The organism is Nocardioides sp. GY 10113 (genome assembly GCF_004919105.1).
Lineage (GTDB): Bacteria > Actinomycetota > Actinomycetes > Propionibacteriales > Nocardioidaceae > Nocardioides.
In genome coordinates this window covers 83501-106167 of the sequence record NZ_STGK01000015.1, presented here as the reverse complement: position 1 = coordinate 106167, position 22667 = coordinate 83501, and the positions used below count along the sequence as shown (strand labels likewise).

Annotated in this window: 23 protein-coding genes and 1 pseudogene; 22 read left to right on the top strand and 2 right to left on the bottom strand. The window is 71.2% G+C overall.

Annotated elements, in window-relative coordinates; all coding sequences use genetic code 11:
* The 19 genes and pseudogenes from E8D34_RS21605 to E8D34_RS16880 all read left to right on the top strand — a co-directional run.
* A pseudogene (locus E8D34_RS21605) lies at positions 1 to 70 on the top strand (pyridoxal biosynthesis lyase PdxS); the annotation flags it as partial.
* Positions 71 to 160: 90 nt separating this feature from the next.
* The gene (locus E8D34_RS16965; RefSeq protein WP_136595838.1) at positions 161 to 826 is read left to right on the top strand and encodes a hypothetical protein; all 666 of its coding nucleotides are present in this window, start codon (positions 161 to 163) and stop codon (positions 824 to 826) included.
* Between the two features lie 118 nt (positions 827 to 944).
* Positions 945 to 1649 (top strand): hypothetical protein, encoded by a 705-nt coding sequence (locus E8D34_RS16960; RefSeq protein ID WP_136595837.1) that lies wholly within the window; start codon positions 945 to 947, stop codon positions 1647 to 1649.
* Between the two features lie 6 nt (positions 1650 to 1655).
* Positions 1656 to 2399: a hypothetical protein gene (locus tag E8D34_RS16955; protein WP_136595836.1), complete on the top strand. Its 744-nt coding sequence runs from the start codon at positions 1656 to 1658 to the stop codon at positions 2397 to 2399.
* An 80-nt stretch (positions 2400 to 2479) separates the two neighbouring features.
* Entirely contained in the window at positions 2480 to 3568 is a 1089-nt protein-coding gene (locus E8D34_RS16950; RefSeq protein ID WP_136595835.1) for a S24/S26 family peptidase, read from the top strand.
* Positions 3565 to 4221: a hypothetical protein gene (locus E8D34_RS16945; protein ID WP_136595834.1), complete on the top strand. Its 657-nt coding sequence runs from the start codon at positions 3565 to 3567 to the stop codon at positions 4219 to 4221. The genes E8D34_RS16950 and E8D34_RS16945 overlap by 4 nt, the downstream gene beginning before the upstream one ends.
* Positions 4218 to 4904, top strand: coding sequence for a hypothetical protein (locus E8D34_RS16940; protein WP_136595833.1), 687 nt, complete (start codon positions 4218 to 4220; stop codon positions 4902 to 4904). Before E8D34_RS16945 ends, E8D34_RS16940 begins: the two co-directional genes overlap by 4 nt.
* A 157-nt stretch (positions 4905 to 5061) precedes the next feature.
* The gene (locus E8D34_RS16935; RefSeq protein WP_136595832.1) at positions 5062 to 5823 is read left to right on the top strand and encodes a hypothetical protein; all 762 of its coding nucleotides are present in this window, start codon (positions 5062 to 5064) and stop codon (positions 5821 to 5823) included.
* A gap of 62 nt (positions 5824 to 5885) precedes the next feature.
* On the top strand, positions 5886 to 6476 hold the full coding sequence (locus E8D34_RS16930; RefSeq protein ID WP_136595831.1) for a hypothetical protein: 591 nt from the start codon (positions 5886 to 5888) through the stop codon (positions 6474 to 6476).
* 9 nt (positions 6477 to 6485) lie between these two features.
* Positions 6486 to 7061 (top strand): pyridoxal 5'-phosphate synthase glutaminase subunit PdxT, encoded by a 576-nt coding sequence (gene pdxT, locus E8D34_RS16925; RefSeq protein ID WP_136595830.1) that lies wholly within the window; start codon positions 6486 to 6488, stop codon positions 7059 to 7061.
* Positions 7062 to 7131: 70 nt separating this feature from the next.
* Positions 7132 to 7899, top strand: a complete 768-nt coding sequence (locus E8D34_RS16920) for a YebC/PmpR family DNA-binding transcriptional regulator (RefSeq protein WP_136595829.1) — start codon at positions 7132 to 7134, stop codon at positions 7897 to 7899.
* A 196-nt stretch (positions 7900 to 8095) separates the two neighbouring features.
* Positions 8096 to 8653 (top strand): crossover junction endodeoxyribonuclease RuvC, encoded by a 558-nt coding sequence (gene ruvC, locus E8D34_RS16915; protein WP_136595828.1) that lies wholly within the window; start codon positions 8096 to 8098, stop codon positions 8651 to 8653.
* Positions 8650 to 9258: a Holliday junction branch migration protein RuvA gene (ruvA, locus tag E8D34_RS16910; RefSeq protein ID WP_136595827.1), complete on the top strand. Its 609-nt coding sequence runs from the start codon at positions 8650 to 8652 to the stop codon at positions 9256 to 9258. Before ruvC ends, ruvA begins: the two co-directional genes overlap by 4 nt.
* 14 nt (positions 9259 to 9272) lie before the next feature.
* Positions 9273 to 10358, top strand: a complete 1086-nt coding sequence (gene ruvB / locus E8D34_RS16905) for a Holliday junction branch migration DNA helicase RuvB (RefSeq protein ID WP_136595826.1) — start codon at positions 9273 to 9275, stop codon at positions 10356 to 10358.
* 176 nt (positions 10359 to 10534) lie between these two features.
* Positions 10535 to 10870 carry a preprotein translocase subunit YajC gene (gene yajC / locus E8D34_RS16900; RefSeq protein ID WP_136595825.1) on the top strand — a complete coding sequence of 112 codons (336 nt, stop codon included), beginning with the start codon at positions 10535 to 10537 and terminating at the stop codon, positions 10868 to 10870.
* Positions 10871 to 10874: 4 nt separating this feature from the next.
* Positions 10875 to 12641, top strand: coding sequence for a protein translocase subunit SecD (gene secD / locus E8D34_RS16895; RefSeq protein ID WP_136595824.1), 1767 nt, complete (start codon positions 10875 to 10877; stop codon positions 12639 to 12641).
* Positions 12641 to 13879, top strand: coding sequence for a protein translocase subunit SecF (secF, locus tag E8D34_RS16890; protein ID WP_136595823.1), 1239 nt, complete (start codon positions 12641 to 12643; stop codon positions 13877 to 13879). Before secD ends, secF begins: the two co-directional genes overlap by 1 nt.
* 7 nt (positions 13880 to 13886) lie before the next feature.
* A complete protein-coding gene (locus tag E8D34_RS16885) occupies positions 13887 to 14429 on the top strand; it encodes an adenine phosphoribosyltransferase (RefSeq protein WP_136595822.1) in 543 nt (180 codons plus the stop codon).
* A gap of 79 nt (positions 14430 to 14508) precedes the next feature.
* A complete protein-coding gene (locus E8D34_RS16880) occupies positions 14509 to 16779 on the top strand; it encodes a bifunctional (p)ppGpp synthetase/guanosine-3',5'-bis(diphosphate) 3'-pyrophosphohydrolase (RefSeq protein WP_136595821.1) in 2271 nt (756 codons plus the stop codon).
* Between the two features lie 87 nt (positions 16780 to 16866).
* Here the strand turns inward: E8D34_RS16880 and E8D34_RS16875 are convergent, their stop codons facing one another.
* Complete coding sequence (locus E8D34_RS16875) at positions 16867 to 17373, bottom strand: hypothetical protein (RefSeq protein WP_136595820.1); 507 nt, start codon at positions 17371 to 17373, stop codon at positions 16867 to 16869.
* Positions 17374 to 17459: 86 nt separating this feature from the next.
* Positions 17460 to 18686 carry a DUF349 domain-containing protein gene (locus tag E8D34_RS16870; protein WP_136595819.1) on the bottom strand — a complete coding sequence of 409 codons (1227 nt, stop codon included), beginning with the start codon at positions 18684 to 18686 and terminating at the stop codon, positions 17460 to 17462.
* A 46-nt stretch (positions 18687 to 18732) separates the two neighbouring features.
* On the opposite strand from E8D34_RS16870, the gene E8D34_RS16865 reads away from it, so the two are divergent.
* The 3 genes from E8D34_RS16865 to aspS are packed head-to-tail and all read left to right on the top strand — an operon-like array spanning position 18733 to position 22602.
* Positions 18733 to 19443, top strand: coding sequence for an MBL fold metallo-hydrolase (locus tag E8D34_RS16865; protein WP_136595818.1), 711 nt, complete (start codon positions 18733 to 18735; stop codon positions 19441 to 19443).
* Between the two features lie 19 nt (positions 19444 to 19462).
* Entirely contained in the window at positions 19463 to 20839 is a 1377-nt protein-coding gene (gene hisS / locus E8D34_RS16860; protein WP_136595817.1) for a histidine--tRNA ligase, read from the top strand.
* Positions 20836 to 22602 carry an aspartate--tRNA ligase gene (gene aspS / locus E8D34_RS16855; protein ID WP_136595816.1) on the top strand — a complete coding sequence of 589 codons (1767 nt, stop codon included), beginning with the start codon at positions 20836 to 20838 and terminating at the stop codon, positions 22600 to 22602. The genes hisS and aspS overlap by 4 nt, the downstream gene beginning before the upstream one ends.
* Positions 22603 to 22667 lie beyond the last annotated feature (65 nt).

Sequence of the window (22667 nt, the reverse complement as noted above, 5' to 3'; positions counted from 1 at the left end):
CGAGGCGATGGTCGGGATCAACGTGGAGGAGATCCCGCAGCCGCACCGCCTCGCCGAACGCGGTTGGTGACGCCTTTCACTTTCTTTACCTTTCTCCCCCTCAAGTGGCGCGTCTCCTTGACGAAAGGCACTGCAGACGAACCCATGTTGAGGGGGAGAAATGGGCTCTGGGGGGAGCACGGGGAAGCGCAAGGCGACCTCGTACCAGAACGACGGTGACGGACGCCGGAGGGGCGGCCTGATCTGGTTCGCCGCCGCTGGCGCGGCAGTGGTGCTGGCGCTCGGCGTCAGTGGGACGCTGTCGAGCTGGACCGAGGCGGTCATCGGCAACGACACGAACAGCGTCACGACCGGGGGCGCGGTGGCCCTGAAGCAGACCAGGTCCTCCGACCTGTCGTCCTGCGACACGCTGGGCTCCGCCGACAACTCGGTCCTCGCCTGCACGCTGCAGCCCTACGGCGGCGACGCAGCGACGCTGCTCGCGGGCGATTCGCACGCCGAGGAGATCCACTTCGTCAACGACGGCACCGCCGACGGAACGCTGACGCTCGACATGGCGACCTGCGTCGACACCAGCCCGAGCACGCACGACCTGTGCGACGTCACGGAGGTCACGATCAGCTGTGACGGCGACGGCGGCGTCAGTCTCGGGCCGGCGACGCTCACCTCGCTCAACGGCACCAGCGTGGAGGTCGAGTCGAGCCTCACGAAGGCGAGCGGCAAGGACGTCCAGTGCGACGTCTCGGTCGCGCTGCCGGGGAACGCCCCCGCCGCACTGGCGGGCCTGACGGCGACCCAGGGACTGACCTGGACGCTGAGCGCCTGACGCACGTAGCGCCCATCGCGCGCCCGGGGAGGGGCGCCGGGCGACGACATCCACCGCGTCCCGGACGGCCCGCCGTCCCATCGGGGAGACGCACCGAGATCCATCCTGAGGGGGAGACATGGGATCTGAAGACAGCATGACGACGGGCGGCGTGGCCACGAGCGCCGCCGAAGCACCGCGGCGAGAGCGCCGCAAGGGCGGCTGGCTGTGGGGCGCAGGTGCCGCCGGTGCGGGACTTCTCGTGCTGGGCGTGAACGGCACGCTCGCGACGTGGAGCACCGCGATCATCAACAACGACCAGAGCGAGGCGCGGGTCACGGACTCGTACGCGCTCCAGGAGTACCACGCCAGCTCCGGCACTACGTGCACGAGCGCCTCGAGCAGTACCAACGAGGCGAGCTGTGCGGTCGACCTCTACAGCGGAGCGGCGAGCTACGAGCTCGACCCCGGCGACCCCGCGGTCGGTGACTCGCACACGGAGCGGATCGAGCTGACCAACGTCGGCTCGACCGCCGGAACGCTCTACATCGACGCCGACGCCTGCGCCCAGTCCGGCGGAGCGAGCGCGGCCGTCAGCGACATCTGCGACAACGCCGGGCTCTCGGTCGACGTCACCTGCGAGGACAGCGGGACGAGCTCGGTCTACACCGGGTCCTGGGCGACGCTGAAGGCCTTCGCCGACGAAGCCACCGATCAGACCTTCGCCCTCGGCCTCGACGAGACCGTGACCTGTGACGTCACCGTGACCCTGGCCGCGACGGCCCCGGCCGACCTCGGTGGCCAGGTGGGCACGCAGACGGTCACCTTCACCCTGAAGGCGTAGCCGGTCATGCGTTCGTCACCGCAGCACCGCGCCGGGGCGACCCCCGGCCGGGCACCCGGCAGGCGTCGGGCCGAGCGCCCGGCGCCGACCCGGGGCCGGGTCGGGAGGCTGGCGTGGCTCGCCGCGGCCGGCGCTTCGCTCCTCCTGGTACTGGGGGTCGGCGGGACGCTCTCGGGGTGGACGCTGGCGTCCATCGCCAACAGCGGGAACCAGCTGAAGACCGACTCCGCGGTGGTCCTGAAGCAGATCAAGACGGGGACGCCGGGGACGGTCTGCTACTCCTCCGACAACGCGCTGAACCAGGCCACCTGCACGGTCGGTGACATCTACGGCTCGATATCGCCGGTGCTGGCCAACGACGGCGTGGCGCGGACCTTCGACATGACGTTCACCAACGTGGGTGCCCGGACCGGGACCAGCTTCAGCATCACGGCCGGCGCCTGCAGCCAGAGCCCCACGGTGACCACGTCGTCGACCTCCGGCCCGGCCGTCGCGGACCTCTGCGGCAGCACGACGAACCTCACCGTGGGCGTGAAGTGCTACGACGGCAGCACCTATCAGGACAGCGGGTCCTGGGTGCTCGCCGCGGTCGGCAGCGCGTCGTCCCTCACCTCGACCCAGAGTCGAGCCGGCACGTACGCCGCCAGCGCGGTGTGGAGCTGCCGGGTCTCGGTGACGGTGCCGACCGGAGCCCTGCCGTCGGCACAGGGCGTCACCGTCACCCAGTCGATCACCTGGCAGCTGAGCTGAGCGGAGGCCTGGTGAGCGTGCTCACGACGGATTCGGGGCAGGCGGCCGGGCACTCGGCGGGTCGTCGCCGGGGCCGCCGCGTGTCGCGCCGCCCCCGGGGCCGGCGGGGCCGTCGCCTGGCGATCGTCGCCGGCTGGTCGGCGTTCGTGCTGGTGATCCTGTCCTGCGCCACCTGGTACGCCGACGGCGGCCGGTGGGTGCGGGTCGAGACGCCGTCGATGGGACAGGTCGCGCCGGTCGGCTCGCTGATCTGGCTACGCCCCGCGGACTTCGCCACGCTGCGGAAGGGGGACCTGATCACGTTCCGGCCCCCCGGCAGCGAGACGACCTTCAGCCACAACGTCGAGCGTCGCTACCCCGACGGAACCATCAGCACCAAGGGCGTGCTCAGCCCGTCGGATCCGTGGCGACTGGAGAGCAAGGACATCGTGGGCCGAGCGGTGATGGTCTGGAAGGGGGCTGGCTGGCTGGCGCTGATGGCTCCCATGCTGCTCGTCGGCGCGCTCGTGATCGGCGGCGTGCGGCGGCTGCTGCGACCGAGCGCGCGTGCACCGATGACCCTGCTGCTGGGCGCCGCGCTCGTCGCGCTGGCGGTCAGCTGGTACGACCCCCTGGTGGGAGCCCAGCAGCTCGCGTTCACGCCGAACGCGGACGGCTCGGCCACGGGCACCTTCGTCGGCACCGGCCTCCTCCCGGTCGAGCTGGCCGCCGACGGCGGCGACACGGTCCGGATCGGCGCCGGCGAGGTCGGCACGGTCCGTGCGGTGAGCCCCAGCGACTCCGCGGCAAGGGTGCACCGGCTCGAGGTCGCGATCGCACCGGTGTTCGCGTGGTGGTGGTGGCTGGCCATCGTCGTGGGGTGCTTCGCGCCGGCCAGCGTCAGCGCGGTCCGATCCCGACGGCGCGCCCGCTGCGACCGCCCGGCCGCGGCGGAGCCCGACCTGGCGGCAGTCCCTGCGGAGACCGGGACGGTCGCCGGGGCCCCGGTGCTCGACGCGCTCGTTCCCGCCGACGAGCCGCGTCCGCAGCCGGCGCCGCGACCGGCGGACGCAGCGGATCCCGCCGTCCGGCGCGCCGCGGACGCCGGCGCCCAGGTCAGGACGGACACCTGGCGCCTGACCGGCGTACCCGCCTCCTCCGGTGGCGAGCAAGCGGACGGTGGCGCGTGACGCGCCGGGTCGCGCTGCTGCTGGGCGCCGGAGTCATCGCCCTGCCGCTCGTGCTGCACGCGCTGGTCGGCGGAACGCTGGCGGGGTGGCCGCTTGCCGGCATCAGCAACAACGGCAACACCCTGCGCACCACGCCGGCGCCGATCCTGATGCAGGTGGTGGGCGCGGGGGTCTGCTGGTCCTCGGACACCTCCGACAACAAGAGCGCGAGCTGCTCGAACAACCTCTTCGGCAACTTCGAGCTGGTGCCGGGCGCCACCGCCAGCACGGTCACGGTCAGCTTCACGAACCACGGCAAGGTGGACGGGTCGAAGTTCACGATCACCCCTGGTGCGTGCACCAGCACGGTGAGCACCCCCAATCTCTGCAGCTACACCGAGACGACCACGATTCCGACCGTCGCCGGCCTGACGATCGCGGTGGCCTGCGGACCCTCGAGCGGCGCGCTGACCCGGATCCAGTACCCGGCGTCGACGGCGGCTGCGCTGGTCGCGGCGGGGCCCAAGTCCTGGAACGAGCCCACGCCCGCGTCCGGGGGGCTGAAGGCGGGAGCGTCCTGGGTCTGCGAGTTCACCCTCGCCCTGGCGCAGTACGCGGACCCGCGCGTCGCGGGCGCCAGCATCAGCCAGCTCTTCACCTGGACGCTGTCGTGACACGGGAGAAGGGGTCGCGGCGACGACGCCTGGTCGCAGTGGCGGTCGTGGGCTGCGCGTCGGCGCTGCTGGCGGCGATCCTGGTGCCATCGACGTCCGCGGGGTGGTCGACGGCGACGGTCACGAACGCCGCGGCCGACGGGGTGACGGCCACCAGCGTGGTGTCGACCAAGGGCCCGGGGCCGGTGCCTCCGGCGTACGTCAACTGCGACGACGACACGTACTTCGCGAGGGTGGAGATCAGCTGGCCGGCCCCGGTCCCCTCGACCGACGTCGTGGGGTACCGGATGTACATCTGGAAGACCCCGTACTCGACGCCGTCGGTCCTCAACTTCAAGGGGGTCGGCAACCGGTCGATCATCTTCACGTCCAGCACCGCGCCGTCCGGCTCCTTCTACGGGACCACCAGCGAGCACACGGGGTCGGACGGCGTGAGCAACGGGCCGTCGTTCAAGGGCGCCGGGGTCTCGGTGCGCAGCCTCTACGGCAACCCCGACGACATGACGCTGGCGACGACCCGGCGCAACGGCTGGCGTCAGCGATGGCCGAGCCCCTCCCGAACGATGTATCCCTTGCCTGTCTACGGCTACCCGGAGTGCTCGGAAACGACCGTCGCGCCGGCGTTCTACGCGTGGGACCCGAACGACTACGGCATGTGGCGGGTCCCGCTCGACCTCGATTGATCCTCGTCCTCCGGCGTCGTGTCGTCGCCGGCGTGTCGCGTTGCCGGTCGGATTCCGAGCGCTCAGAATCCGGCCACGGTGGTCGATGACCACGAGAGACGCGCGGCGCATCCGGGGCCTGTGTCGCGCCGGTCGGCCGCGAGCGGACGGGGGGGACATGGCGAGTGTGCGCGGGCCCGCGCTGCGCTGGGTGCTGCCCGGACTCGCCTGCCTGCTGCTCTCCTACGGCGCCGTGAGCGGGACCCTCGCCGACTGGGTCCGCGGATCGATCACCAGCTCCGCCGCGCTCAAGACGGCCCAGGGGGTGGTGCTGAGCGTCACCGCCCAGGGCAAGGGGCTGGCCTGCCACTCGTCGGACAGTGCCGACAACAACAACGTGACCTGTGCGATCAACCTCTACCGGGCGAACGACGCGTCGCCGCTGCAGCCCGGCACGGGGAACGCCAGCGTCACCGAGGTCACCTTCCGCAACGCAGGGAGTGCGAGCGCCAGCCAGTTCAGCGTGCAGATCGGCTCCTGCGGCCAGTCGCCCGCCGCGGGCTCGACGATCACGCAGACCGCGACCAACGGCGGTGCCAACGTGGTCCGCAACGACCTCCCGGTGCGGGCGAACCTCTGCGGTGCGCCCAGCACCGGGTCGCCCTACTACCAGCTCGCGGGTGAGCCGGAGCTCCGGGTGGCGATGTCCTGCCGTACCGGCTCGACCTGGACCACCGGTGCCACGGTCACCGCGCTGGAGGTGCCGACCGCGGTCCCGACCGCTGTGGTCGGGACCAGGACCTGGGGGACCGCCGGCAGCGGGGCGATCGCCCCGGGCTCCACGTGGACCTGCCGGATCACCGTCCTCCGGTCCGCCAACGCCGCGCCGTCCATGGCGGGCGGCTATGCGGCCCAGTCCCTCCAGTTCTCCCTGTCGTGACGGTCGCGATGGACACGGCGCAACGGAGGAGTCGGTCCCGACGGTGGGTGCCGTCGATCGCGATGCTGCTCGTGCTGGCCCTGTCCGCCGCGCTGCCGGGGAGCTCGGCGGCCTGGAACCAGGGAAGCGTCACCGACGCCGCGAAGGCGACGTTGGCCCCCGGCCCCGTGACCCCCCGGATCACCGGATGCTCGGTGTCGGGAGGCGTTGCCACGATCAGCTGGAGCGTCAGCGGCGACACCACGGGCATCGTCGGCTACCGGATCTACGCCTGGGAGCAGGCGGACGGCGGCGTCAGCACCTGGTACGACGTCAACAGTCCGACCGCCACCTCGCAGAGCATGGCCTGGGCCGAGTCGGACCCTGCCGCGTGGGGTTCGTACGCCTTCGGCTACCGCGGATTCGGGTGGTCGGTCCGATCGCTCTACGCCACGACCGGCGGCGCCGGCGTGACCACGCGGCGCAACGGCCAGCGGCAGGCGTGGCCGGCGCACTCGGGCAACGTCCGGAAGCCTCCGACCTGGGCGGGAAACACGCACACCTGCAACTATCCGTTCAGCTACGGCTCCGGCTACGACTCGTCCGACTGGGATCCCAACGATCCGTACTGGAACGTGTGGACCGCATGGGAGGCGAACCACCAGACCGACTAACCTCCGCCCGTGACCACGATCGGCGTCTTCGCGCTCCAGGGCGACGTCCGCGAGCACCTGCACACCCTCGAGTCCCTCGGCGTGCGCGCGCTCGGCATCCGCCGACCGAGCGAGCTCGACGACTGCGACGCGCTGGTGCTGCCCGGCGGCGAGTCGACCACGATGGCGAAGCTGGCCCGCACGTTCGAGCTCCTCGAGCCGCTCCGTGAGAGGGTCCGGGGCGGCATGCCGGTGTTGGGCACCTGCGCCGGGATGATCCTGCTCGCCGACCGGGTCCTCGACGGCGCGGAGGGGCAGGAGACCATCGGCGGGCTGGACGCGACGGTGCGGCGCAACGCCTTCGGCCGGCAGGTCGACTCGTTCGAGACCGACCTCGACTTCGCCGGGCTCGACGACCCGGTGCACGCGGTGTTCATCCGGGCGCCGTGGGTGGAGGAGGTCGGGCCGGGCGTCGAGGTGCTGGCCACCGCGCACGACCACCCGGTCGCCGTACGGCAGGGAAACATCCTCGCGACCTCCTTCCACCCGGAGGTCAACGGGGAGGACCGGGTCCACCGCCTGCTGCTGGACATGGCGCCTCGCTGAGCCGGATCGACGCAGCGATAGAATCGACGGCGCTGTCACAGCGCTGTTGTCGAGCGGGAAGTAGGGACGTATGTCTGGCCACTCCAAGTGGGCGACCACCAAGCACAAGAAGGCTGCGATCGACGCCAAGCGGGGCAAGCTCTTCGCGAAGCTGATCAAGAACATCGAGATCGCCGCCAAGATGGGTGGTCCCGACCCGGCCGGCAACCCGACGCTGTACGACGCCATCCAGAAGGCCAAGAAGCAGTCGGTGCCCAACAAGAACATCGACTCCGCGGTCAAGCGCGGTGGCGGCCTCGAGGGCGGCGGCGTCGACTACGAGACGATCATGTACGAGGTCTACGGCCCCCAGGGCGTCGCGCTGCTCGTCGAGTGCCTCACCGACAACCGCAACCGGGCCGCGATGGAGGTCCGCACCGCGGTCACCCGCAACGGCGGCACGATGGCCGACCCCGGCTCCGTCTCCCGCCTCTTCACGCGCAAGGGCGTGGTGGTGGTGCCCAAGTCGCACGACGGCAAGGACGTCACCGAGGACGACGTGCTCGAGGCGACGCTGGACGCCGGCGCCGAGGAGGTCAACGACCTCGGCGAGGCGTTCGAGGTCCAGTCCGAGGCCACCGACGTGGTCGCGGTCCGCACCGCGCTCCAGGACGCCGGCATCGAGTACGACTCGGCCGAGGTCCAGTTCGTCGCGACCATGGACATCCCGGTCGCCGAGGCCGACGCCGCCGCGAAGGTGTTCAAGCTGGTCGACGCCGTCGACGACCTCGACGACGTGCAGAACGTCTTCTCGAACGCCGACATCTCCGACGAGGTGCTCGAGGCGATCGACGCCTGAGGCGCGACGGCGGGGTCCTTGGTTTCGAGGCTCGTCGCTAGCGCTCCTCGCACCTCAACCAGCGGACGCCGGTGGTTGAGGTGCGAGCGAAGCGAGCCTCGAAACCAGCACCGCCGGGCGTGTCAGGCCCCGAAGCGTCGGAGCCGCCGGGTAGCCTGCGAACACCTGTTCGATCCGGCGACCTAGGAGGCGAGGCATGCGCGTACTCGGGATCGACCCCGGGCTGACCCGCTGCGGCATCGGTGTGGTCGAGGGCTCGCTGGGCCGGCCGTTGCGGATGCTCGACGTCGGCGTGGTCCGCACCTCGTCGCACCTGTCGGTGCCGGAGCGGCTGGTCACGATCGAGGCGGGCATCGACGCCCGCCTCGACGAGCACCGTCCCGACGCGGTGGCGATCGAGCGGATCTTCGCCCGCTCCGACGTCTCCACGATCATGGGCACCGCCCAGGCCGCCGGGATCGCGATGGTCTGCGCCGCGCGCCGCGGGCTGCCGGTCGCGCTGCACACCCCGAGCGAGGTGAAGGCCGCCGTCTCCGGCAACGGCCGGGCCGACAAGGCCCAAGTCGGCGCGATGGTGACCCGGATCCTCCGCCTCGACGCGCCGCCGAAGCCCGCCGACGCCGCCGATGCGCTCGCGCTCGCCATCACGCACCTGTGGCGCGGGGGAGCGCAGTCCCGGATCGAGGCCGCGCTGGCCGCCGCACCCAAGACCCGCAACCGACTCACCTCACGCACCGCTGGGAGCCCCCGATGATCGCCTTCGTCCGCGGCCGCGTCGCCGCCGTCACCCTCTCGAGCGTCGTCCTCGACGTGGCCGGGGTCGGCTACGAGCTGATGTGCACCCCCGCGACGCTCGCCACGCTCCGCAACGGTGAGGAGGCGACCCTGCCGACCAGCATGGTCGTCCGCGAGGACTCGATGACGCTCTACGGTTTCGCCGACGCCGACGAGAAGGCCGTCTTCGAGCTCGTGCAGACCGCATCGGGGGTCGGACCCAAGCTCGCTCAGGCGATCGTCGCGGTGCTCTCGCCCGACGGGATCCGCACCGCGATCGCGGCCGACGACGTCAAGACGCTGACCAAGGTCCCCGGCATCGGCCAGAAGGGCGCGCAGCGGATCATCCTCGAACTCAAGGACCGGATCGGGGCGCCGACGGGCTCCGCATCGCTCGCCCCCCGCGCCGCCGGCGCCGCCCCGTGGCGCGACCAGGTCACCCAGGCGCTGGTCGGCCTCGGGTACTCCACCAAGGACGCGGAGAAGGCGGTCGACGCCATCGCGCCCGAGGCGGAGGCCATGAACGGGTCGGCCGACGTGAGCGTCCTTCTTCGCTCCGCGCTCCGCACGCTCTCCAAGGCCTGAGGGACGGAACGCCCATGCCCTTCCACGAGGACGAGCTCGAAGCCGCGGAGGAGACCCACCTGAGGTCCCTCACGACGGCCGAGGCCGACGGCGACGAGCGGGCCGTCGAGGCGGCGCTGCGGCCGCGCAGCCTGGACGAGGTGGTCGGCCAGGTGCGCGTTCGCGACCAGCTGGGCCTGGTGCTCGAGGCCGCGCGGCGGCGCGGTCGCGCCCCCGACCACGTGCTGCTCTCCGGGCCGCCCGGTCTCGGCAAGACCACGCTGGCGATGATCATCGCCGCCGAGATGGGCACAGCCCTGCGGTTGACCAGCGGTCCGGCCATCACCCACGCCGGAGATCTCGCGGCGATCCTCTCGGGCCTCAACGAGGGGGAGGTGCTCTTCGTCGACGAGATCCACCGGATGTCCCGGCCCGCCGAGGAGATGCTCTACCTCGCGATGGAGGACTTCCGGGTCGACGTGGTGATCGGCAAGGGGCCCGGCGCGACCGCGATCCCGATCGAGCTGCCGCCGTTCACGCTGGTCGGTGCCACGACGCGTGCCGGTCTGCTCCCCGGCCCGCTGCGGGACCGCTTCGGCTTCACCGCGCACCTGGAGTTCTACGAGCCTCACGAGCTCGACCGGATCGTGCACCGGTCGGCCGGTCTGCTCGGCGTCGACCTGACCACCGAGGGCTCCGCGGAGATCGCCTCCCGCTCGCGCGGCACGCCGCGGATCGCCAACCGGCTGCTGCGCCGGGTGCGGGACTACGCTCAGGTGCGCGCCGACGGGATCGTCACCGCGCCCGTCGCGCGCAACGCGCTGGACCTCTACGAGGTCGACGCGCTCGGCCTCGACCGCCTCGACCGGGGCGTGCTCGACGTACTGTGCCGCCGCTTCGGCGGGGGGCCGGTCGGTATCTCCACGTTGGCCGTCGCCGTCGGCGAGGAGCGGGAGACGGTCGAGGAGGTCGCCGAGCCCTTCCTGGTCCGGAACGGCTTCCTGGCCCGGACGCCGCGCGGCCGGATCGCCACGACCGCCGCCTGGCGGCACCTCGGGCTCACCCCGCCGCCCGACTCCCTGCTCGGCGAGGTCGCCGAGGATCCGCTCTTCGACGCCTGAGCGTCCCGGTTGACCGGGCTGGTTGACTGCGCCGGCGGCCGGGCGGAGGGTTGACAGAACCGACACACCCCCTCGTTCCCGATGCCCGGGGGCCGCATGTCTACACTGGCGCGTCGGTCACCGCCTGACCTCCGCTCCCGGAGGCCGGGCTCCCAACATGCTGTGAGAGGTCTTTCGTGGAACTGATCCCGATCCTTGCGATCGCCGTGATCTTCTGGCTGCTGCTGATCCGTCCGCAGCAGCGTCGGCAGAAGGCCGTTCAGCAGCTGCAGGCTGCCCTGCAGGTCGGCGACGAGGTGATGCTGACCTCCGGCATCCTCGGCACCATCGCCGAGATCACCGACGAGCACCTGCTCATCGAGGTCTCTCCCGGCACGACCGTGCGGGTCGTGCGCGGCGCCATCGGCTCCAAGGTGCAGCGCAACGACGAGCCGGCGACGGACGAGCGCGGCGACGAGTACGACGGCTACGAGCCCGACTCCGACACCGGCCGCGAGCAGGGAGAGAACTGACCCGATGGCATCCCGACGTCACCGGCCCGGCCGGACGCTCGTCGTGTTCTTCCTGGGCGTGGCGATCTGCTACGGCCTGGTCGCGCTGACGGGCACCTGGAAGCCGGCGCTGGGCCTCGACCTCGAGGGCGGCACCCGGATCACCCTGATCGCCACCGGCTCGCCGAGCCAGGAGAACCTCGACGAGGCCCGCCGGATCATCGACGAGCGCGTCAACGGCTCCGGCGTCACCGAGGCATCGGTGACCACGCAGGGCAACAACATCGTGGTCGAGGTCCCCGGTTCCACCGAGAACCGCAACCAGCTCCAGGAGACCGTGGAGCGCCAGGCGCAGCTGCGGTTCCGCCTGGTCGCCTGCGCGGAGTCCGACCCGGGCCCGTGCGCCACCTCCGCCGGCCCCGGCCTCGGCCGGGCGCCGCTGAGCCTGGCGCCGGACGGGAACGACAAGAAGGCGAAGAAGGCCGAGAAGGCCGCCCAGGCCGAGGCGACCGACGAGGCGACCGACGAGGCGACCGACGAGGCGACGGCCACGGCAACCGACGGCGCGACCGATGCGCCGGCCGAGGGGGCCACCGACGCCCCCGCCGAGAAGACCACCGCCGGCGACGGGACCGCCGAGGGCGAGATCGCCTGGAGCCGGAACCCGGACCCGGCGTCGATCGAGAAGTACAACTCCTTCACCTGCACCGCCGACGGGATCCTCGTCGACGACCAGGGCGCGCCCGCGGACCTCAAGGACGACCCCGACAAGCCCCTGGTGGCCTGCCACGAGCCGCAGGACGGCCAGTCGGAGAAGTACCTGCTGTCCCGGTCGGTGATCGAGGGCACCGAGCTCAACGACTCCTCGGCCGGCATCCCGCAGGGCCAGATCAGCTGGGTCGTCAACCTGGAGATGGGCAACGACAAGAGCAAGGCCAACCCGAAGGGCTCGACCGGGGCGAAGGACGACTTCGCGACGGTCTCGCGTGCCTTCGTCGGGACCGGCGAGCAGTTCGCCATCGTGCTGGACGGCCAGGTCATCTCCGCCCCGCGGATGGACGGCGTGATCACCGACGGTCGGTCCCAGATCTCGGGTGACTTCAACGAGGCCAGTGCGACCTCGCTCGCGACCAGCCTCAAGTACGGCGCGCTGCCGATCGCCTTCGAGAAGCAGCCCAGCGTCGAGGAGATCGGGCCGTCACTGGCCGGCAACCAGCTGCGTGCGGGCCTCACCGCCGGCGCCTTCGGCCTCGCGCTGGTGATGCTCTACTGCCTGATCTACTACCGCGGCCTCGGTGCCGTGGTCGTCGCCTCGCTCTTCGTCGCGGCCGCGATCACGTACGCGATGGTGCTGCTGCTCGGCGAGACCGCCGGCTTCACGCTGACCCTGCCGGGCATCGCGGGTCTGATCATCGCCGTGGGCATCGTCGCGGACTCGTTCGTCATCTACTTCGAGCGGATCCGTGACGAGATGCGGGAGGGCAAGTCGATGCGGGTCGCCGTCGAGACGGGCTGGGCCCGCGCCCGGGTGACGCGGATGGCGGCCAACACCGTCTCGCTGCTCTCGGCCGCGGTCCTCTACATCTTCGCCACCGGCGCGGTGAAGGGCTTCGGGTTCGCGCTGGGCCTGTCGACGCTCATCGACCTGGCGGTCCTGTTCTGGTTCACGAAGCCGATGGTGTCGTGGCTGGCCCAGTTCCGGTTCTTCAACTCCGGTCACAAGCTGTCGGGTCTCAGCAGGGAGACGCTCGGTTTGGACGTGCCGGCCGAGTACGCAGGAGGCAAGGCCTGATGGGCAAGATGTCGAGGCTCGGCAACGACCTCTACCAGGGCCGCAAGTCGTTCGACTTCATCGGCCACCGCGCGCTCTGGTACGGCGTCACCGCGCTGCTCGTCGGTGCCGCGCTGCTCTCCATCTACTTCAAGGGGCTCAACTTCGGCGTCGAGTTCGTCGGCGGTACGACGTACTCGGTGGAGGTCGGGGACGGCAACGCCACCCAGGCGAACGCCGACGCGCTGCGCGAGGCGATCGCGGCCGAAGGCATCGAGGGCGCGACCGACCCGGTCGTGACCACCGCCGGCAACGACGCGCTGACCGTCCAGATGGAGACGCTGGGCGTCTCCGAGCGCGCGGCTGTCGACGCGGCGGTGCTGGCCGAGAACCCGGAGTACAGCGTCGACTCGCGGACCGAGGTCGGCCCCAGCTGGGGCCAGGAGGTCGCCCAGCGCGCGCTGATCGGTGTGGCCGTCTTCCTGACGCTGGTCGTCTTCTTCATCTGGATCTACTTCCGGGAGTGGAAGATGTCGGTGGCGGCGCTGGTCGCGCTGTTCCACGACATCGCGCTGACCGTCGGCGTCTACGCGCTCTCGGGCTTCCAGGTGACGCCGGCGGCGGTCACCGGCCTGCTGGCGATCCTCGGCTTCTCGCTCTACGACACCGTCGTGGTCTTCGACAAGGTCAAGGAGAACACCACCACGCTGCGCAAGAGCACGCAGTCCTACGCCGACGCGGCCAACCTGGCCGTGAACCAGACGCTGGTGCGGTCGATCAACACCTCGATCGTGGCGCTGATCCCGATCGGCGCGATCCTCTGGGTGAGCACGGCCCAGCTCGGCGCCAGCTCGCTGCAGGACCTGGCGCTCGCGCAGTTCGTCGGCATGGCCGCCGGCGTCTACTCCTCGGTGATGCTCGCGCCGCGGGTGCTGGTGCACCTGAAGTCCCGCGAGACCGAGGTCCAGGAGCAGGCCCGCCGGGCCCGCGCCAAGAAGCGCGCGATGGCCGACCGGTACGCGAGCGTGCCGTCCTTCGCCGAGGACATGCCGGTGCGCGAGCCGCAGGGGGACGTGGACGAGGGCCCCACCTTCGACGACGACGCCGAGCAGACCGTCCCGGCCTCGCGTCGTACGGACGAGCCGGCCAGTGGCAAGGGCCGGGTGCTCCCGACCCAGGCCCGTCCGGTGGACGAGAGCGGTGCCTCGGGGCGGCGTCAGCCGGTCCGCCAGCCCCGCTCCAAGCGCGGCAAGAAGTAGGCGTCCGATGACGGACTCGGTCGCGGAGCTGATGGCGCGCCTGGTGCGCGACGTGCCGGACTTCCCGGAGCCGGGGGTGATGTTCAAGGACATCACCCCGCTGCTGGCCGACACCGCCGCGTTCCGGGTCGTCATCGACGCGCTCGCCGAGGTGGGCCGGGGCGCCGACGGTGCGCCGGTCGTGGACAAGGTCGCGGGCCTGGAGGCCCGCGGCTTCATCCTCGCCGCACCGGTCGCGATGGCGCTCGGCGTCGGGTTCGTGCCGGTCCGCAAGCCCGGCAAGCTGCCGGGGGAGACCCACGCGATCGCCTACGCCCTGGAGTACGGCGAGGCGACGCTGGAGGTGCACGCCGACGCGTTCGCACCGGGCGAGCGGGTGCTGGTGGTCGACGACGTGCTGGCCACCGGGGGGACGGCCGCTGCCGCCGCGGAGCTGGTGCGCCGGTGCGGTGCGGAGCCCGCCGCGTTGGCGGTGCTGATGGAGCTGGGCTTCCTGGACGGCCGCTCGGCGCTCGGCGCCATGCCCGTCTCCGCGCTGCACGCGATCTGACGCGGCGCGGTCCCGGGGACGTAGTCCCGAGCGCACGGCTCCCGGCGGCGCGCGCTGGGTGTGGTCCTAGACTGGCGCAATGACCGAGGAACGCACCGCGCCACGCCCCTCCGCCGTGCGGGCGCGGCTCGCGCGGATGGGGTCGCGGTCGGGGACGAACCCGGTCCTCGAGCCGCTGTTCCGTGCGGTCCGGGCCAACCACCCCAAGGCCGACCTCGCGCTCCTCGAGCGGGCCTACGTCACCGCCGAGCGACTGCACAGCGACCAGAAGCGCAAGAGCGGCGACCCCTACATCACGCACCCGCTCGCGGTGACCACGATCCTGGCCGGGATCGGGATGACCGAGCCCACGCTCGTCGCCGCGCTCCTCCACGACACGGTCGAGGACACGCCGTACACGCTGGAGGAGTGCCGCCGCGACTTCGGCGACGAGGTCGCGCTCCTGGTCGACGGCGTCACGAAGCTGGACAAGGTCGTCTACGGCGACACCGCGAAGGCCGAGACGATCCGCAAGATGATCGTCGCGATGTCCCGCGACATCCGGGTGCTGGTGATCAAGCTCGCCGACCGCCTGCACAACATGCGCACGCTGCGGTTCGTGCCGCAGAAGAGCCAGGAGCGGACCGCCCGGGAGACCCTGGACATCTACGCCCCGCTGGCCCACCGGCTCGGCATGAACACGGTCAAGTGGGAGCTCGAGGACCTCGCGTTCGCGACCCTGCACCCCAAGATCTACGACGAGATCGTCCGCCTGGTCGCCGAGCGCGCGCCCGCCCGCGACCACTTCCTGGCCGAGGTGATCAGCCAGGTCGAGAAGGACCTGCGCGAGTCGAAGATCAAGGCGACCGTCACCGGCCGGCCGAAGCACTACTACTCGATCTACCAGAAGATGATCGTCGGCGGCCGGGACTTCTCGGACATCTACGACCTCGTCGGGATCCGCATCCTGGTCGAGGCCGACCGGGACTGCTACGGCGTCCTCGGCGTGCTGCACTCGCGGTGGAACCCGGTGCTGGGCCGGTTCAAGGACTACGTCGCGATGCCGAAGTTCAACATGTACCAGTCGCTGCACACCACCGTGATCGGGCCGCAGGGCAAGCCGGTGGAGATGCAGATCCGGACCTTCGCGATGCACCGGCGCGCGGAGTACGGCGTGGCCGCCCACTGGAAGTACAAGGAGGCCGGCCGCGCCGGCCAGGACACCGACAAGCCGGGCGACCTCGACGACATGACCTGGGTCCGGCAGCTGCTGGACTGGCAGAGCGAGGTCGAGGACCCCGACGAGTTCCTGGAGTCGCTGCGGTTCGAGATCAACCGCGCAGAGACCTACGTCTTCACCCCGCGCGGCGACGTGATCGCGCTGCCGTCGGGCTCGACGCCGGTCGACTTCGCGTACGCCGTGCACACCGAGGTCGGCCACCACACCATCGGCGCCCGGGTCAACGGCCGGCTGGTGCCGCTGGAGTCCGCCCTCGAGAACGGTGACGTGGTGGAGGTCTTCACCTCCAAGGCGCCGACCGCGGGCCCCTCACGCGACTGGCTGAACTTCGTCAAGTCCCAGCGCGCGCGCTCGAAGATCCGCCAGTGGTTCACCAAGGAGCGGCGCGAGGAGGCGATCGAGCGCGGCAAGGACGAGATCGCCAAGGTGATGCGCAAGGAGGGGCTGCCCCTCAAGCGCCTGCTCAGCCACGACTCGCTGACCCAGGCCGCCGAGCAGTTCAAGCTCACCGACGTCTCCGCGCTCTACGCCGCCGTCGGCGAGGGCAACCTCGGCGCCCAGACCGTCGTCCGCAGGGTGATCGAGCTGCACGGCGGCGACGAGGGCGCGCAGGAGGACCTCGCCGAGGCCGTCACCATCACCGGCCCGAGCCGCCAACGGCGTACTCGACTGGCGGGTGGCGGCGACGCCGGCGTCATCGTCAAGGGCGCGCCCGACGTCTGGGTGAAGCTCGCGCGCTGTTGCGCCCCGGTGCCGATGGACCCGATCCTCGGCTTCGTGACCAAGGGCGGGGGAGTGTCGGTGCACCGCAAGGACTGCACCAACGCCTCCAGCCTGCTGGGGCAGCCGGAGAAGGTGCTCGACGTCGAGTGGGCCCCGACCGGCCAGTCCACGTTCCTGGTCAACATCCAGGTCGAGGCCCTGGACCGGTCGAGGCTCCTCACCGACATCTCGATGGTGCTCTCCGACTCGCACCTCAACCTGCTCTCGGCCACGCTCAACACCTCGCGCGACCGTGTCGCCAAGCTGCGGTTCACGTTCGAGATGGCCGATGCCAAGCACCTCGACACCGTGCTGAACGCGGTGCGAGCGGTGCCGGGGGTGTTCGACGTCTATCGCGTGACCGCGTGACACGTGACCGAGTGAGCGTCCTGCGGCACCCGGCGGCTCGCTGAGCTCGATCTCGGTGCGTCGGAGCGGGCGTGGTGCCCTCCCGGCCTAGAGCCCTTGCTTGATCACCTGGCGCGCGAAGACGGTGCAGGTCTTGCCGCCCGCGTCGGTGTCGCGGCAGTGGAGGATCTTCAGCGTGCCGGCGGCGGTGCCGATGTGCTCAACGTTGATCAGCTTCGACTCGCCCAGGCCGCACACCTTGCTGCCCGGTTCCATGTAGTTGAGGTTGAAGGAGCTCTTGATCTTGCGCACCTGGATCCAGGTGCAGTGACCGTCCTTCTTCGTGTCCCACAGCTCCAGGTTGATCGTGTACTGGGGGGCGCTGATGTTGGGCATCCAGCCGCTGATGTCGCCATGCACCCGCGAGCCCGGGAACGAGCTGTTGTAGTCGGTGCAGATCTTCTTCGCCGACATCCCGCCCTGGTTGATCCAATGGCACTCCGCGGCTGTGCCGGCGACCGCCTGTGCCGGGCTCAGGGGTGCGGTGAGGATCGCGACGGGGATGATCATCGCCGTCAGCAGTGACAGCCTGGCGAGTCGGCGGCGTACGGGCACGGTTTCTCCTGATGTCTGATCTCGACCGTCGGACCCGGACGTGGGCCCCGACGTTGGTGCACTCAGCGAGCGGGCGCGCGGCGACCTCAGCTGAAGTCGGCGCTGGCGCGCTTCGCCATCTCCAGGAACGACCGCCGACCCTCGAGGTTGTCCTCGAGCTCGCGGATCTTCTTCTCGTTGCCGGACGCCCGGGCCTTCTCGAGCTGGACCTCGGCCTCGGCGATCGCGGCCTCGAGCTTGGCGACCATGTCGTCGGCGCGGGCCGACTTCTCCGGGTCGGTACGCCGCCACTGCTCGTCCTCGACCTTGCGGATCGCCTGCTCGACGGTGCGCATCCGGCCCTCGAGCTCCTTGATCCGGTCGCGGGGGACCTTGCCGGCCTCGTCCCAGCGATCCGCGAGATCGCGGAAGGCCGCCTTGGCCGCGTCGAGGTCGGTGACCGGCAGCAGCGCCTCGGCCTCGACCAGGATCTGCTCCTTCACCACGGCGTTCTCGGCGAACTCGGCGTCCAGCGCGGCGTTGGCCTCGTCGCGGGCGCCAAAGAACTGGTCCTGCGCGGCGCGGAAGCGGGCCCACAGCTGGTCGTCGATCGCCTTGGGTGCGGGGCCGGCGGCCTTCCACTGGCGCATCAGGTCGCGGTACCGGCCGGCGGTGGGGCCCCACTCCGTGGAACCGGCGATCGACTCCGCCTCGGCGACCAGACGCTCCTTGACGACACGCGCGCCCTCGCGTCGCTCGTCCTGCTCGGCGAAGTGGGCCTTGCGCGCCTTGGTGTAGGCGGAGCGGGCCGAGGAGAAGCGCTTCCAGAGCTCGTCGTCGGTGCTCCGGTCCAGGCGGGGGAGCTGCTTCCACTGCTCGAGGAGCTCGCGCAGCCGGTTGGCGCCGTGCTTCCAGTCGCGGCCGCCGGCGATCCGCTCGGCCTCGCTGGCCAGCGCCTCCTTGGCCTCCTTGGCCTCCGAGGACCGGCGCGCCTTCTCGGCGCGTCGCGCGTCGCGCTGGGTGGCGATGACCGGGCCGAGCTCGTCCAGCTTGGCGCTCAGTCCGGCCAGGTCGCCGACGGCGTTGGCGTCGGTCACCTGGGCGCGCACGGTCTTGACCGCGGTGGCCGCCTCCTCGGGTGAGAGCACGCCGGAGTTCACGCGGCGGTGCAGGAGATCGACCTCGACGGCCAGGCTCTCGAAGCGCCGCGTGAAGAAGGCAAGGGCCTCTTCCGGGGTCGCGTCCGGGACCTGGCCGACCGCTCGCTCGCCATCGGTCGTCTTCACGTAGACGGTGCCGTCAGTCTCGACACGTCCCCACTCCGAGTAAGTCACAGTGGGCCATGCTAGTGCCGATCGGCCCGGCCGATAGGCTGGGTCGGTGCTGATCGCCGGCTTCCCCGCAGGACCGTGGGGTACGAACTGCTATGTCGCGGCCACCGGACCGGGCGCCGAGTGCGTGGTGATCGATCCGGGGAAGGACGCCGCAGCGGGCGTTGCCGAGGTCGTTCGCGAGCACCGGCTCAAGCCCGTCGCGGTGCTGCTCACCCACGGCCACATCGACCACATGTGGTCGGTCGCCCCCGTGGCGGGCACCTACGACGCGACCGCGTGGGTGCATCCGGCGGACCGGCACCTGCTCACGGACCCGATGGCCGGGATGAGCCGCGAGACCTCCCAGATGCTGCTCGGCGGCGACTACACCTGGGCCGAGCCCGACGACGTGCAGGAGCTCACCGACGGCCGCACGCTGGAGCTGGCCGGACTCGAGCTGACCGTCGACCACACGCCGGGGCACACCGGCGGGTCGGTCACCTTCCGGACCCCGTACGGCGACCAGGGCATCTCGCAGGTGATGTTCTCCGGCGACCTCCTGTTCGCCGGCTCGATCGGCCGCACCGACCTCCCGGGCGGCGACCATCCGACGATGCTGCGCTCGCTCGCCGCGAAGGTGCTGCCGCTGGACGACGACATCGCCGTCCTGCCCGGCCACGGCGAGCAGACCACGATCGGGCGCGAGCGCGCCACCAACCCGTACCTCCTCGACCTGCTCGACACGGGCGACGCGGCTCGCGTCACCCGAGGCCTGTAAAGGACCCAGAGAAATCCCGATGAGCGCCAAGCCGACCCCGCTGAGCGGGTTCCCCGAGCTGCTGCCCGCCCAGCGCGTGGTGGAGCAGCAGGTGATCGACATCCTCCGTACGACGTTCGAGCTGCACGGGTTCGCGGGCATCGAGACCCGCGCCGTCGAGCCGCTGGACCAGCTGCTGCGCAAGGGCGACACCTCCAAGGAGGTCTACGTGCTGCGCCGGCTGCAGGAGGAGTCCGCCGAGGGTCACGCCGGGATGGGCCTGCACTTCGACCTGACCGTGCCGTTCGCCCGCTACGTGCTGGAGAACGCCGGCAAGCTGGAGTTCCCGTTCCGGCGCTACCAGATCCAGAAGGTGTGGCGCGGCGAGCGGCCGCAGGAGGGCCGCTACCGCGAGTTCCTGCAGGCCGACGTCGACGTGATCGGGCGCGACTCGCTCGGCTTCCACCACGACGTCGAGGTCACCCGGGTGATGGTCGACGCGCTCACCCGCCTCGACTTCCTGCCGCGGTTCCGGCTGCAGGTGAACAACCGCAAGCTGATCCAGGGCTTCTACCTCGGCCTCGGCGTGTCGGACACCGACGAGGTGATGCGGCTGGTCGACAAGCTCGACAAGCTGCCGACCGAGAAGGTCCACGAGCTGCTCACCACCGAGGGCGGCATCGACGCGGCCACCGCCGACCGGGTCCTGGCGCTGGCCACGATCGCCACCGACGACGACTCGTTCGTCGGCAAGGTCCAGGCGCTGGGGGTGGAGCACCCGCTGCTCGCGGAGGGCCTCGACGAGCTCGCCCGCCTGGTCCGGGGGGTCGCCGACCTGGCCGGCGACCGGGTGACCGTCACCGCCGACCTGTCGATCGCCCGCGGCCTGGACTACTACACCGGCACCGTCTTCGAGACCCGGCTGGAGGGGTACGAGTCGATGGGCTCGATCTGCTCCGGTGGCCGCTACGACGCGCTGGCCAGCGACGGTCGCACCACCTACCCGGGCGTGGGCATCTCGCTCGGCGTCAGCCGGGTGGTCGTGCCCCTGATCGCGAAGACCGGGATCCGTGCGGACCGGTCGGTCCCCAGCGCGGTGCTGGTCGCGTTGACCGACGAGGAGTCGCGGCCGGCCAGCGAAGCGGTCGCCACCGCGCTGCGCGGCCGCGGCATCCCCTGCGAGGTCGCCCCCTCCGCGCAGAAGTTCGGCAAGCAGATCCGCCACGCCGAGCGGCGTGGCATCCCCTTCGTCTGGTTCCCCCGGAACCCCGACGAACCGGGCAGCGCCGACCAGGTCAAGGACATCCGCAGCGGCGAGCAGTTCGCCGCTGACCCGCAGACGTGGGAGCCTCCGAGTGAGGACCTGCGTCCCCGCATCACCCGCACCACCACATCCCCCAAGGAGACCCCGAAGTGATCCGCACCCATGACGCCGGCAGCCTGCGCCCCGAGCACGTCGGTCAGACCGTGACGCTGGCCGGCTGGGTGGCCAACCGCCGCGATCACGGCGGTGTCGCCTTCATCGACCTGCGCGAGTCCAGCGGACTGGTCCAGGTGGTGATCCGCGACGAGGAGGTCGCCCACCACCTGCGCGCCGAGTACTGCCTCAAGGTCACCGGCGAGGTGATCGCCCGCAAGGCGGGCAACGAGAACCCGAACATGGCGACGGGTGAGATCGAGGTCGTCGCCGCCGAGGTCGAGGTGCTCAGCGCCGCCGCGCCGCTGCCGTTCCCGATCAGCGACCACGTCGAGGTGGGGGAGGAGGCGCGGCTGCGCCACCGCTACCTGGACCTGCGCCGCACCGGCCCGGGCGAGACGATCCGGCTGCGCAGCAAGGTCAACCGCGCCGCGCGCGAGGTCCTCGACGGGCACGGGTTCGTCGAGATCGAGACCCCGACCCTGACCCGCAGCACGCCCGAGGGCGCTCGCGACTTCCTGGTGCCCGCGCGCCTGGCCCCGGGCAGCTGGTACGCGCTGCCGCAGAGCCCGCAGCTGTTCAAGCAGCTGCTGATGGTCGCCGGGATGGAGCGGTACTACCAGATCGCGCGCTGCTACCGGGACGAGGACTTCCGCGCCGACCGGCAGCCGGAGTTCACCCAGCTCGACATCGAGATGAGCTTCGTGGAGCAGGACGACGTGATCGCGCTCGCCGAGCAGATCGTCGCCGCCCTGTGGAAGCTGATCGGCCACGACCTGCCGCTGCCGCTGCCGCGGATGACGTACGCCGAGGCGATGGCCCGCTACGGCTCGGACAAGCCGGACCTGCGGATGGGCCAGGAGCTGGTGGAGTGCACGGAGTACTTCGCCGACACCACGTTCCGGGTCTTCCAGGCGCCGTACGTCGGCGCCGTGGTGATGCCGGGCGGCGCCAGCCAGCCGCGCAAGCAGCTGGACGCCTGGCAGGAGTGGGCCAAGCAGCGCGGTGCGCGCGGGCTCGCCTACGTGCTGATCCAGGAGGACGGCGAGCTGACCGGCCCGGTCGCCAAGAACCTGAGCGACGCGGAGAGGGCGGGCCTGGCCGCGCATGTCGGCGCGCAGCCGGGGGACTGCATCTTCTTCGCCGCCGGCGCGGTGAAGTCCAGCCGGGCGCTGCTCGGCGCCGCGCGCCTCGAGATCGGTCGCCGCTGCGGCCTGATCGACGAGGACGCCTGGAGCTTCCTGTGGGTCGTCGACGCCCCGCTGTTCGAGCCCGCGGACGAGGCCACCGCGGCCGGCGACGTCGCCGTGGGCAGCGGCGCGTGGACCGCGGTGCACCATGCGTTCACCTCGCCCCAGGACCTGGAGGCCTTCGACAAGGACCCCGGGAACGCCCTGGCCTGGGCCTACGACATCGTCTGCAACGGCAACGAGATCGGCGGCGGGTCGGTCCGAATCCATCGCGAGGACATCCAGAAGCGGGTGTTCGAGGTGATGGGGATCAGCGCGGCCGACGCGGAGGAGAAGTTCGGCTTCCTGCTCGAGGCGTTCAAGTACGGCGCACCGCCCCACGGCGGCATCGCCTTCGGCTGGGACCGGATCGTGGCGCTGCTGTCCAGGAGCGAGTCGATCCGCGACGTCATCGCCTTCCCGAAGTCCGGTGGGGGGTACGACCCGCTCACCGCGGCGCCGGCGCCGATCACCCCCGAGCAGCGGAAGGAAGCCGGTGTGGACGCGGTGCCGGCGAAGGAATCCACCGACTGAGCCGCCGATCGCGGTAGGCCTTGCTGGCCGTCGAGATCAAACTGTTATCGCCCCGGCATCTATTC